Annotated in this window: 11 protein-coding genes; 6 read left to right on the top strand and 5 right to left on the bottom strand. The window is 63.5% G+C overall.

Features of this window, described 5'->3' with window-relative positions; genetic code table 11:
• Nucleotides 1-366: 366 nt before the first annotated feature.
• The 3 genes from QZ648_RS15630 to QZ648_RS15620 all read left to right on the top strand — a co-directional run bounded on the left by QZ648_RS15630 (nt 367) and on the right by QZ648_RS15620 (nt 2,188).
• Entirely contained in the window at nt 367-654 is a 288-nt protein-coding gene (locus tag QZ648_RS15630) for a cation transporting ATPase C-terminal domain-containing protein (RefSeq protein WP_291997632.1), read from the top strand.
• Nucleotides 655-747: 93 nt separating this feature from the next.
• Nucleotides 748-1,671: a universal stress protein gene (locus QZ648_RS15625; protein WP_291997614.1), complete on the top strand. Its 924-nt coding sequence runs from the start codon at nt 748-750 to the stop codon at nt 1,669-1,671.
• A complete protein-coding gene (locus QZ648_RS15620; RefSeq protein ID WP_291997613.1) occupies nt 1,655-2,188 on the top strand; it encodes a DUF2062 domain-containing protein in 534 nt (177 codons plus the stop codon). The genes QZ648_RS15625 and QZ648_RS15620 overlap by 17 nt, the downstream gene beginning before the upstream one ends.
• A gap of 9 nt (nt 2,189-2,197) precedes the next feature.
• On the opposite strand, the gene QZ648_RS15615 is transcribed toward QZ648_RS15620, so the two are convergent.
• Entirely contained in the window at nt 2,198-2,491 is a 294-nt protein-coding gene (locus QZ648_RS15615; RefSeq protein WP_291997612.1) for a hypothetical protein, read from the bottom strand.
• 499 nt (nt 2,492-2,990) lie between these two features.
• Entirely contained in the window at nt 2,991-3,509 is a 519-nt protein-coding gene (locus QZ648_RS15610; RefSeq protein WP_291997611.1) for a transcription termination/antitermination NusG family protein, read from the bottom strand.
• Between the two features lie 211 nt (nt 3,510-3,720).
• Between QZ648_RS15610 and QZ648_RS15605 the strand changes: the two genes are divergently transcribed.
• Nucleotides 3,721-4,518 (top strand): PhzF family phenazine biosynthesis protein, encoded by a 798-nt coding sequence (locus QZ648_RS15605; RefSeq protein ID WP_169067446.1) that lies wholly within the window; start codon nt 3,721-3,723, stop codon nt 4,516-4,518.
• Between the two features lie 12 nt (nt 4,519-4,530).
• Here QZ648_RS15605 and QZ648_RS15600 read toward each other — a convergent pair whose 3' ends face one another.
• Nucleotides 4,531-6,057: a helicase HerA-like domain-containing protein gene (locus QZ648_RS15600; protein WP_291997610.1), complete on the bottom strand. Its 1,527-nt coding sequence runs from the start codon at nt 6,055-6,057 to the stop codon at nt 4,531-4,533.
• 140 nt (nt 6,058-6,197) lie between these two features.
• Between QZ648_RS15600 and QZ648_RS15595 the strand changes: the two genes are divergently transcribed.
• Nucleotides 6,198-6,929: a YebC/PmpR family DNA-binding transcriptional regulator gene (locus tag QZ648_RS15595; protein ID WP_169067444.1), complete on the top strand. Its 732-nt coding sequence runs from the start codon at nt 6,198-6,200 to the stop codon at nt 6,927-6,929.
• 69 nt (nt 6,930-6,998) lie between these two features.
• On the opposite strand, the gene QZ648_RS15590 is transcribed toward QZ648_RS15595, so the two are convergent.
• Entirely contained in the window at nt 6,999-8,324 is a 1,326-nt protein-coding gene (locus tag QZ648_RS15590; RefSeq protein WP_169067443.1) for a hypothetical protein, read from the bottom strand.
• Nucleotides 8,325-8,572: 248 nt separating this feature from the next.
• On the bottom strand, nt 8,573-10,477 hold the full coding sequence (locus QZ648_RS15585) for a potassium transporter Kup (protein WP_291997609.1): 1,905 nt from the start codon (nt 10,475-10,477) through the stop codon (nt 8,573-8,575).
• Nucleotides 10,478-10,876: 399 nt separating this feature from the next.
• On the opposite strand from QZ648_RS15585, the gene QZ648_RS15580 reads away from it, so the two are divergent.
• Nucleotides 10,877-12,262, top strand: a complete 1,386-nt coding sequence (locus QZ648_RS15580; RefSeq protein WP_169067442.1) for a CorA family divalent cation transporter — start codon at nt 10,877-10,879, stop codon at nt 12,260-12,262.
• Nucleotides 12,263-12,275 lie beyond the last annotated feature (13 nt).

The raw sequence follows: 12,275 nt of genomic DNA, 5'->3' as shown, positions 1-12,275 counted from the left end.
CCGACTTGTGCACCCAGGAGGGCAGCGGTCAGGCGCTTGACCGCGACGCATGGGAAGGACGGATGCATGCTTCGGCCGGCGCCGGACAGCGCGTGCTCGCGCTGGCCCGTTGCCAAATGCCGGCCGAGACGACGGCCCTGGCGATGGACGACATCCGTCCGCGTTTTACCTTGCTCGCTCTGCTTGGCCTGATCGATCCTCCGCGTGAGGAAGCGATCGCCGCCGTCGCCGAATGCCAGCGCGCCGGCCTGCGCGTCACGATGATCACCGGGGACCACGCAGTCACCGCGGCAGCCATCGGCCGGCAACTGGGGCTTAACGCAGACCAGGAACAGTATCGAGGCGGCGCGTACGGCGGCGGTGAATATGCTGCTCATCGGGGCGTTGGTGTACCTTTTCAACGTCCGCCACTTCACCGCCTCGGCTCTCAACCGCGATATCCTCACCGGAAACCCGGTGGCCCTCTGGGTCAGCGCGATCCTGATCGTTTTCCAGTTGCTGTTCACCTACGCCCCACCGCTGCAGCAGATGTTCCACACCGCTCCGCTGGATGCGGCGTCCTGGCTGTTCATCCTCGCTCTCGGCGCAGGCAAGTTCCTCGCCGTCGAAGCGGAAAAAGCGGTGTTGCGGCACTTGCAGGTGCGCAGCATGTGAAGGGGTCCGGAGCCATCAGCGCCCACTGCCCCGTTCGCTTGACTACGCCAGCGCCACAATTGCCAAGTTCATTGGCACAAAGGAGACAGCACCATGAAACCCATCACCCGGATACTTGCCGCCACCGACCTGTCGGCACCCGCCCGCCATGCGGTGGATCGTGGCTTTTGTATCGCCGCCGACACCCATGCGCGCTATACGGTAATGCATGCAACGGAACTCGACGCTCTGGATAGCCTGTCGGATCTGCTTGGCGCCGACACCCGCGAAATCAAGCAGCGACTGGCCGACGATGCGCGCGAAACGCTGCAGCGTCTACTATCCAACCCGGCGCACAACCGCGGCGTGGCAGCCGATGCCCGCATCGTTTCCGGAGCCCCCCTGAAGGTCATCGCCGATGAGGCCGATGCGCTCGATGCCGACCTGCTGGTCGTCGGTGCGCGCGGCGAGTCTTTCCTGCGCCATGCCCTGCTCGGATCCACCGCCTCGCGCCTGCTGCGCAAGTCGCTCCAACGACCGGTGCTGGTGGTCAAGCAGCCACCACACGAATCCTACCGCTGCCTGCTGATTCCGGTGGACTTCTCGCCGACGTCCGCACAGGCCATCCGCCTCGGCCGGCAACTGGCCCCCACAGCCGAAATCGTGCTGCTGCATGCCTTCGAACTGCCCTACGCGGGCAAACTGCGCATTGCCGGCGTCGAGGATGCTGTCATCCATGGCTACATACAGACGGCGCGCCGGGAACGGCGGCAACAACTCCATCAACTCGCCGCCAGCGCCGGACTGGCGCCCGGCGAATATGCACCGCTGGTTCGGCACGGCGACCCCGCGCAACTGATCGCTGCACTGGAGCAGGAACAGGCCTGCGACCTGGTCATCATTGGCAAGCACGGCCAGCACAAAGCCGAAGAGCTGTTGCTGGGGAGCGTCACCAAGCACGTGCTGGCCGAATCGCAATGCGATGTGTTGGTGACCAGCGATATCGGGACGCCTCAGGGTCATGCCAGCGATGCTTGAACGCTGGCGCGCGCTGATCCCGACCCGCGAGCAGATTGGCAGTAATCGCTGGCTGCGCTGGCTGGCACCCTACCTCGGCCACCCCAAACTCTGGCACTGGTCCCGCCGCGGGGTGGCGCTCGGGGTCGGGATAGGCGTCTTTTTCGGACTGCTGATCCCGATTGCACAAATCCCGTTCGCCGCTGCCACCGCCGTGATGCTGCGTGCAAATCTGCCGGCCGCCGCGGCGAGTACCCTGGTCACCAACCCGATCACCTTTGCCCCGGTCTATTTCGCCGCCTACAAGATCGGCGCCTGGGTCACGGGTGAAAAACTTGACCCGCGTGTACCAGCCGCGAGCACCGCCCCGGCAGAAGCGAACACCGACACCTGGCGGCGCATCACGGCCCTCGGGGCACCGCTGGTCGTCGGCCTGGCCATTACCGCCAGCCTGATCGGCCTCGCCAGCTACATCCTGACCAGTGTCGGCTGGTACTGGTACGTCATGCGCAAGCGCCGGCGCCGGCCGCGATCCTGAGCGACCGAATCACGCCGCCGGCAACGCCGCCGCCATGGCGATGAGCACAAGCAACCACAAGCCTCCCGCCATCGGCCAGGTGCGCAGCGCTTCCTCCAGGCGACGCATTTGAGAGGTCGCCGCGGGCGCAGCTGTAAACAGGCTTTCCGATCGCCAGGGACGCGGCATGGGAACGAGGCGCAGCGCCGCCGCCCGCTCTAGCCAGATCAGCACATCTCCCGGCTGGATGCCCGGGGCCCGCCACCCGCCCCACCCCGCCGCACAGGCGACCAGTGCTGCGGCGAGCACCGAAAAGGCAAGCAAGATGGTAGGTTCTTTGACAGAAATCGCCTAAGGTATCGTAAGCCGGGAAGTTGAGCAGAACCGCGGTCACCGGGTGCGCGACACCACTCGCTTTGAGTTGCGCCTGCACCGCTTCCGGCAGGCGCACGGCGGCCACCGGCAAATCCAGCATCGAGCAGCAGCGCTCCGGGCGGCCGGCTCACAGTGTTGGCTTGAGTGCTGGCTCGCGAGAAAGGTCTTTGATCAGCGTCAGTATCGCTCATTGTTCCGCCTGCCGGAAAGCGGCTCTTTCTCGTTACGTTCGGAACCGGCCGCCGGCCGTCGCCGCCAACCGAGGTGCCCGGCAACCCGGAGCAGCGGTGTTACCGGCGCGGAGGGCGCAGTCAAGGGCGGGAGAAGCCCGGCGAAGCGTACCCTTGAGGGCGTCACAAACGCCAATACGCCTGAAGGGGGCGGTGTGATGTTCAGGGGCGAAGGAGAGGCCTTGTAGGAACTCGATTTACGGGCAATCAGCGCTTCGTTACGCCAGCGTTACTTGCCCTACCGGCACGGCAACCGGCTTTTCGCGACCGAGCAGACCGAGCATGATGGTGACCCGCTCTTCGGCAACAGCTGAGACAATGCCAGACATGCCTTTGAGGGGACCGGCAGCGACCTCGACGCTGTCGCCGGCCTGGAAGGGGTTCACTTTCTCCTCCACTTTCCTGGCCTGGCGTTCAGCCAGTGAGCGAATTGCAGCCAGCGTCCCATCATCCAGGATCGCGGGGAGTACACCAAAACTGACCAGTCCGCTAACGCCGGGCGTGCTGCGAATCGGGCCGATGCTCTGTTCGGGGCGAGCGCAACGCACGAAGCCGTAGCGCGGGAACATCACTTGCTGCCGCTTCCTCCAGCCGGCCCTGGTCTTTTCCCAGAGCGTAAGCATGGGCAGGAAAACCTCATAGCCTTGCTCTTCGAGCTTGCGCACAGCCAGCGCCTCGCGGCGAGGCTTGGTGAGGCAGACGTACCACGGAGTGACTGGAGGCAGGTTGGCAGCCATGGGCGACAAAGGCAGGTTGCTCGCAGCGGGCAGCGGCGGTGGACGACAGGAATTGCGGTCGGCCAGGCGAGTATCCCCGGATCCTGCGGGCGTCGTCAATCGTCCAAGTGACCATGGAAAAGGATTAAGCTCTGGATTGCCGCGTCGGCTTCGCCGCGTCGCCTTGACGGTGGGCGACGAGTTGCTGCCATCACCCCATGAGGAGCAAGCGATGAGACTCAAGCAATACCAGGTAGACGCCTTCGCCAGCCGCGTTTTCGAGGGTAACCCGGCGGCCGTGTGTGGGCTTGAACGCTGGCTCGACGACGCGCTGATGCAGGCCATCGCCGAGGAGAACAATCTCGCTGAAACCGCTTTCTTCGTCCCGGCCGGCGAAGGCTTCGAACTGCGCTGGTTCACGCCGGTGGCCGAAGTCGATCTTTGCGGTCACGCGACGTTGGCTGCGGCGCATGTGCTTTTCGAACATCTCGGCTATGCGCAGCCAGTGATCACCTTCTCCACCCGTAGCGGCGATCTGCGGGTACAACGCCAGGGCGCGCAATTGGCAATGGACTTTCCAGCCATCCCGGCAAGCGCTTGCGCGGCTCCCGAGGCCCTGGTCGCCGGCCTCGGCCGGCAGCCGCTCGAAGTGCTGGCCGCCGATGACTACCTGGCGGTGTTCGCCAGCGAAGCCGAAGTGCGCGCGATCACGCCGAACCACGGCTGGCTGAGTACGCTAGACTTGCGCGGGGTTATCGTCAGCGCCCCGGGCGACGCCGTCGACTTCGTCAGCCGCTTCTTTGCGCCCAAGTACGGCATCCCCGAAGACCCGGTCACCGGCTCGGCGCACTGCATTCTGACGCCCTACTGGGCCGCCAGGCTCGGCGAGAATGGCGCCAGGACAAACTTCAGCGCACGGCAGGTCTCGAAACGCGGCGGCAATCTCGGCTGCACGCTGCAAGGCGAGCGCGTCGTGCTCTCGGGGTCGGCGATCACGGTGATGGAATGCGAACTACGCTTCGCGACCTAGGCACTGCGCCGCTCAGCGCCGGCGCGAGTTGCCGCCAAGCAACGAACCCAGCAGGCCACGAATAAGCTGATTGCCCACTTGCGAGCCAATCGCCCGCGCCGCGCTCTTGGCCGCCGTGGTGGCGACCGAATCGCCGCCGCGTGAGCGCCCGCCGCTCGAACCGCCAGTGAAGAGGTCAGCGAGACCGCCAAGCCAGCCGCCGCTCGAAGCGTCTGGCTGCGGCGCGCTGGCCGCGGGCTGCTTACCGGCAGCTTGCGGGTCGGCGTCCTGCGCTTCCCTGAGCAACTCGTAGGCCGACTCGCGATCGACCGCTGCCTCGTAGTGTCCGTAAATCGTCGAGGCCTTGATCACTGCCTGCCGCTCCTCGGCAGTCTGCGGCCCCATCCGCGATGTGGGAGGCAGGACGAAGGCGCGTTCGACGACATTTGGTCGGCCTTGCTCGTCGAGAAAGGAGAGCAGCGCTTCACCGACGCCGAGTTCGCTGATCGCCGTCTCGGCGTCGAAACGCGGATTGGCGCGCAGCGTCTGCGCGGCCGCGCGGACGGCTTTCTGGTCGCGCGGAGTGAAAGCGCGCAGCGCGTGCTGGACGCGGTTGCCGAGCTGACCAAGCACGCTATCGGGAATATCAAGCGGATTCTGGGTCACGAAATAGACGCCGACGCCTTTCGAGCGGATCAGTCGCACGACCTGTTCGATCTTTTCCAGCAAGGCAGCCGGCGCTTCGCTGAACAGCAGGTGCGCCTCGTCGAAGAAGAAAACCAGTTTCGGTTTTTCGACGTCGCCGACTTCGGGCAGTTGCTCGAAAAGCTCGGCCAGCAGCCAGAGCAGGAAAGTCGAGTACAGCCGCGGCGAGGTCATCAGCTTGTCGGCAGCGAGGATGTTGACCACCCCCCTGCCCTGGTCGGTCTGCATCAGGTCGGCGATGTCGAGCATCGGCTCGCCGAAGAAAACGTCGCCGCCCTGGTCGCCGAGGTTGAGCAGGCCGCGCTGGATGGCGCCGATCGACGCCGCCGAGACATTGCCGTATTCGCTGCTGAAAGTCTTGGCGTTCTCGCCGACATGCTGCAGCATGGCGCGCAGATCCTTGAGGTCGAGGAGCAGCAATCCATTGTCATCGGCAATCCTGAACACCAGTTGCAGGACGCCGGTCTGGGTGTCGTTGAGAGTCAGCAGACGCGCCAGCAGAACCGGCCCCATGTCCGAAATGGTCGCCCGCACGGGGTGCCCCTGCTCGCCGAAAACGTCCCAGAAGGCGACCGGGAATTTTGCCGGCGTGTGCTCCTTGACGCCCAGCGCGTCGAGGCGCGTCTGCATCTTCGGCGAGACGCTGCCTGCTGCCGCCAGACCCGAGAGATCACCTTTCACATCGGCCATGAACACCGGCACGCCGATCTCGGAAAAGCGCTCGGCGAGAACCTGCAGGGTCACGGTCTTGCCGGTACCCGTGGCGCCGGTGATCAGTCCGTGGCGGTTGGCCAACGCCGGCAACAAGGCCAGCTCTGTGCCTTCGTGCCTGGCGATAACGAGGGGTTTGCTCATGGGCGACTCCGAAAAATGGGGACTGGGCGGGATGACAATTCGAGAGATGCTAAAATGCCGAGCTTGATTATCAACCATTTGCGGCCCGGTTTGTTGCCCCGGCAACGCCGGCAGCAAGATCGCGATCAGTAGAGGTCAGCATGGCAGGACATTCGAAATGGGCAAACATCCAGCACCGCAAAGGTCGCCAGGATGAAAGACGCAGCGCATCCTTTTCCAAGATCGCTGCGGAAATCACGGTGTCGGCCAAGATGGGCGGTGGCGATGCGGCCTTCAACCCACGCCTGCGGGTGGCGATCGACAAGGCCAAAGGCGTCAACATGCCCAAGGACAAGATCGACAACGCGATCAAGAAAGGCACCGGCGAGCTTGAAGGCGTCGATTACGTCGAGATTCGCTATGAAGGCTACGGCATCGGCGGCGCCGCGGTCATCGTCGATTGCCTGACCGACAACAAGACGCGCACCGTCGCCGACGTCCGCCACGCCTTCAACAAATACGGTGGCAATCTCGGCACCGATGGCTGTGTCGCTTTTCAGTTCACCCACTGCGGGCAGTTGCTGTTCGCCCCCGGGACCGACGAAGCAGCACTGATGGACGCGGCCATCGAAGCTGGTGCAGACGACGTGCTCAGCAATGACGACGGCTCGATGGAAGTGATCACTGCGCCGGGAGCGTATTTTGTGGTCAAGGACGCGCTCGAAGCCGCCGGTTTCCAGTCCGAGTACGGCGGCGTGACCATGAAGGCGGAAAACGAGACGCCCCTCACCGGCGACGACGCGCAGCGCATGCAGAAACTTATTGACGCGCTCGACGTACTCGATGACGTCCAGGAGGTCTATACCAACGTGGTCATGGACGACGGCGAGTGAGCAGACGGAGTAGCGAGCGCACTTGCTGACGCGCCATTGCGGGGGGGTGGCTGGAGTGGCTGGAGCGGCCTACTGCAAGGCACCCGCTGTCAAGGGGCTGCCAACGGGCAGTGGGTGGGTTCCGGCGGGCAGTTTGAATTCGGCGCTGGGGGCCAGACTCCGCTCACGAACAAAGCCTGGCGAGGTGGCCGTGCCACGCAAGGGCGAGTTATTCGGCAGCCGGAACGGCAGGCCATCGACATCGACCAGCAGTGAGCGATCGATGCTGCGATTGCCCTCGAAGCGACCGCGGGCTTGCGGCGCGAAAACACCCCGGCCGACGAGCAGGTTGTTGACCGCCCAGACTTCCGTTTCGGGCGGCATCCTGTCGGTCCAGACGCGCAGGTAGTGGCCAGCGAGCAAGGAGTCGAAGAGCGTGTTGTGCGCCAGATAGAGCGCATTATCGGGCCAGTGCTGGCCTTCGGCGCCGTAGGAAACCAGCTCCGGGTTTTCGGTATTGTCGCTCTGGCTGATGACGTTGCCGATCACCCAGGCCAGACCGCCGTTCGGGAACTCGAGTTCGTACGAAGCACTGCCGTCGGGGCCGTCGACCAGCAGGTTGTAAAGGATGGCACTTTCACGCGCCCGCGATTTGAGCAGGTGACCGCGAAAGCCCTGCTGAAAGCGACTTCCCTGGACGCTCAGTCGGGCAATCTTGCCAACGTAAAGCAGGTGGTGCAAGGCACCGGCGTGCCTTGGTGCCTCGCCGAACTCGCTATCCTCTACTTCGAGCACGGCGTCCGCGAAATTGCTGGTCAGGATTCCCGTCTCGTTGTCGAAGAACGCACAGCGAACGACTTTCAAGTGGCCTTTTTCGAAGCGAATGCCGGCGCCGTTACCGTTGGCGACGCGCACGCCCCTGAACTCGAGGTTCTCGATCAGCATGTTCGCGTTGCGCACCACCCACAAGGCCTTGCCCTCGGCATGATCGCCGTCGGCAATCAGCCGCGGACGCTTGCCGACCCCCCGGATGGTGAGCCGGGCTTGCGTCCAGACGACCGCCTGCTGCCGGTACTCGCCGGAACGAATTTCGATGGTGTCGCCGTCACGCGCGATGCGCGCCGCTTCCTGGATGCTGCGCACCGACTCCTGCGGCCCGACGACGATGGTCCGGCCGCTCGTCGTCGCAGGGATTCGCTGCTGCTGCAGCGGCTGGCCAGGCCCAGCCTGTCGATCGGCATTACGGGCGGCGCCCGGTGCAGTCTCTCCGGGCGGCTTTAACACCTCCAGCTGGCCGCGCTCGTTACGACGAATGCTGCCCAGTTCGTCGGGCGCCGAGGGCAGTTCCCCGGCGGGCACAGCGGCCGTCAGGGAGCCAAGGAGGAGCGCGGTGATGAGGTGTCGTCGGACGCTCATTTCGTTCTCCGATGATCGGCCATGCAGCGGTGGACGGAAGCCTCGTCGATCCCTGGAAACTAAGGCGATTTCTGTCAAAGAACATACCGTCTTGCTTGTCTTTTCGCCCGTCTTCTGTGTTACGACAACAGTTACATAGTTCGACTATGCGCCTGTTGTCGCGCCTTGAAGCCGACCGAAAATCCGGCGCAATCTGGTACGTTCTTTTCTGGCAATCGCCTACGCAGTCGCGAGCCGTTAAGCAAGGGCTACGACAGCTCGACCTGCGCACCCAGCTCGACCACCCGGTTCGGCGGGATCTTGAAGAAGGCAGTCGCCGGGTCGGCGTTGCGGAACATCCAAGTGTACAGGACCTGCCGCCAGAGGGCCATACGCGAGCGTCTGGCAATCGGTATGGTGACGATCGTCTCGCGGCCAAGAAAGAACGAGGTCTCCATCATCTCGAACGACAGGCCGTGGCCGGCGCACAGTTCCAACGCCTGCGGCAGGTCCGCTTCGTCCTTGAAGCCATAGCGGACGAACACCCGGTAAAAACCGGCGGGGAATGCTTCGACGCGCACGCGCTCGGGTTCGGCGATGCGTGGGACGTCCTCGACGTCGACGTGCAGCAACACCACGCACTGGTGCAGGACCTTGTTGTGATAAAGGTTATGGAGCAAGGCCCGCGGCACGCCGTCAGGGTTGGCGGTGAGGAAGACGCCGGTGCCGTCGACGCGGTGCGGTCCTCCGGCTTCGAGGCTCGTGATGAACGCGTCGAGCGGTATCGTGTCTTGTTCGAGCTTTTCGTACAGCAGCCGGCGCCCGAGCTTCCAGGTCGACAGCAGGACAAAGACCGACAGACCGAGAGCCAGCGGGAACCAGCCGCCGTCAAGGATCTTGATCACGTTGGCCGAGAAGAAGGCAATGTCGACGACTACGAAAAAAACCAGGAACAGCGCGGCGCGCGGCCAGCTCCAGTGCCACAGTGCGCGCACCACGACGAAGGCGAGCAGGGTATCGATCATCATCGTCAGGGTGACCGCAATGCCGTAGGCCGAAGCCAGGTTCGACGACGAGCGGAAGCCGAGGACGACGACGATCACTGCAGCCAGGAGCAGCCAGTTGATGTTCGGAACGTAGATCTGGCCCTTCTCGCGTTCGGACGTGAACTTGACGCGGATGCGCGGACAATACCCCAACTGCATGGCCTGGCTGGTCAGCGAAAAGGCTCCGGAAATTACCGCCTGCGAAGCGATCACGGTGGCCACGGTGGCCAGCAAGACCAGCGGTACGCGCAGCAGCTCACTGGGCGCCATCAGGAAGAAGGGGTTTTCGACCGCCGTCGGGTCGGCAAGAATCAAGGCTCCCTGGCCAAGATAGTTGAGGTACAGCAGCGGAAAGACGCAGGCGAACCACGCCCACTTGATCGACCGCCGTCCGAAATGGCCCATGTCGGCGTAAAGCGCTTCGCCGCCAGTGATCGCCAGTACCACCGAACCCAGCGCCAGGAAGGCCAACCCCTGATGTTCGACAATGAAACTCAGCGCATACCAGGGATTGATCGCCAGCAACACGTGCGGATGCTGGATCACGTTCCACAAGCCAAGTGCGCCGAGGGTGGCAAACCAGAACAACATCAGCGGGCCAAACAACGCGCCGACGGCAGCCGTGCCGTGGCGTTGAAATACGAAGAGCAGGACCAGAATGGCGACGGTGATCGGCAAGACGTAGGCCTCCAACTGCGGCGCCACGACTTCGAGACCTTCGACTGCCGCGAGGACCGACATCGCCGGGGTGATCACGGCATCGCCGTAAAACAGCGCGGCGCCGAAGATGCCCAGGGCCGACAACATCCACAAGACGCGCGGCGAGGCATTCGCGGTGCGCAGGGCCAAGGCCGTGAGGGCCATGATGCCGCCCTCGCCCTTGTTGTCGGCACGCATGATGAACAGCACGTATTTGAGCGAAACGGTGATCGTCAGCGCCCAGAAAACGAGCGAGAGAATTCCCAGCACGCTGTCGCTATCGATCGGCAGCGGATGGTGACCGCCAAAGACTTCCTTCATGGTGTACAGCGGACTCGTGCCGATGTCGCCAAAGACGACGCCCATCGCCGCCAGGGCGGTTCCTGCCAAGCCCGGGCTGTTGCCGTGTGTTACGTTCTCGGCGCTCATCGCCTCTCCGTGAATGCTGCTCACGCTACGATTGCCGCGGGTCTTCCGCGACCTGAGGGCGGGGCGGGCAGGCGGCTGCAGCCGGTCACGGATCCCCATTTGGCAAGGCGCTCCCTGAGTCTCTCGTCAACCGCCACAAGGAGGAAGCAAAGAAGCAAAGAAGCAAAGAAGCAAAGAAGCAAAGAAGGGGGCGATTTTAGGACGAATGCAAGGCGATCGCAAGAACAGAAAAGAGGCCATCGCAGCACAAAAGGCAGCGCTGCCACAGTGCTCGCGGGACAAGGATTTCAACTTGTTTCGATTGCGAAAAAAAGCGCCCGAACGCGAACATCCTGCCCTTCCGGGAATGCTAAACTCCCGCCCCTTATAGTGCGGCATTCACATCGGCGAGGCACAACCTTGAGCGACGAAAACAAGCGGCTGGCGCCCGAAGCGCTGGAAAAAGGACTCGCCGACGTTCATCTCGACGAGGTGCGTTCGCTGCTCTCGCTGCAAAAGCGCGTCGAGGAACTCGTCGAGCCCTTGTTGCGCGACCAGGACAGCCTGGCGCTCGACGAAGCCAGCGCCGAGATCCAGCAACAGTATCGCCGCGAACTGCGCCAGAAGCTCAGGCTGATGCCGCCGAAAGAAGTTGCCTATATCATTGAAGCGCTGGAGCCCAACGAGCGCCTGGTGGTCTGGGAAGAAGTCAAGGAAGGCGCCGATCCGATCCTGGCCATACTTTCCGACGATATCCTCGAAGAGTTGATCGACGACAGCCATTACCGCAACGAGAAAACGGCGGTCACTGCTTTCGAACTGCACGCCGGCCACCTGCGTCAGATCGCCATTACCCGCCCCGAAGACCTGCAGGGCGTGCACCCGATCTGGGTGGACCTGATCGCGCCCACGAAGAAAATCCGCAACTGGATTGGCCGCCGCTTCGAAGTCGACTTGCCCGACCCCGGCAGCCTCACCGATCTGGAAGCCAGCGCCCGTTTCTACGTCGATGAAGAAGGACATATTCACCTGCATTCGGACTTTCTGCTCGATACCAGGGAAGAGTCGCGCAACGTCCCGGTGGCCCTGATTCTGCAGAACGACATCCTGTTCACCATCCGCACCGAGGAATTGCCGGTGTTCCGCCTGCAGCGCGCGCGCGCGCGCACGCGGCCCGGCTATGTGACCGACGGCAAGGACGTCCTGCTCGACCTCTACGCCGCTGACGTGGAGTACTCGGCGAATGCGCTGGAGGATGTGTACGCGGAACTCGAGCGGGTCGGCAGGCAGGTGCTCCGTTCACACGTCACCGACCAGGAAGCAACGCAGATCCTGGCGGCCATTTCCGAGGCCGAGGACATCAACGGACGCACCCGGCGCAACGTGCTCGATACCCGCCGCGCCCTGTCGTTCCTGCTGCGCGGCCGCTTCCTTTCCGACGCGCAGCTGACCGACGGAAAGGAAATCCTGCGCGACATCGAGTCGCTCGACGGCCACACCGCCTTCCTGTTCAACAAGATCAACTTCCTGATGGATGCCACCGACAGCGCGATCAACATCAACCAGAACAAGGACATCAAGCGGCTGACGATTCTCAGCGTCATCTTCATGCCGATCAACGTCCTGGCCGGCATGGGTGGCATGTCGGAGTTCACGATGGTGACCGAGGGCATTCCCTGGCCGATCGCCTATTCGGCACTGCTCGTCGGCATGGTGGGCATCGGCAGCTGCATGTATTTCGGGCTGAAATATTTTGAGAAGCGCAGACTCAAGAGCAACCGCGCCGCCAACCGCAGGACCGCCTGAATACAGGGCTGCC

Origin of the sequence: Candidatus Accumulibacter sp. ACC012 (assembly GCF_907163155.1) — a bacterium.
GTDB classification, from domain to species: domain Bacteria; phylum Pseudomonadota; class Gammaproteobacteria; order Burkholderiales; family Rhodocyclaceae; genus Accumulibacter; species Accumulibacter delftensis.
This window is presented reverse-complemented; position numbering and strand designations above follow the sequence as displayed.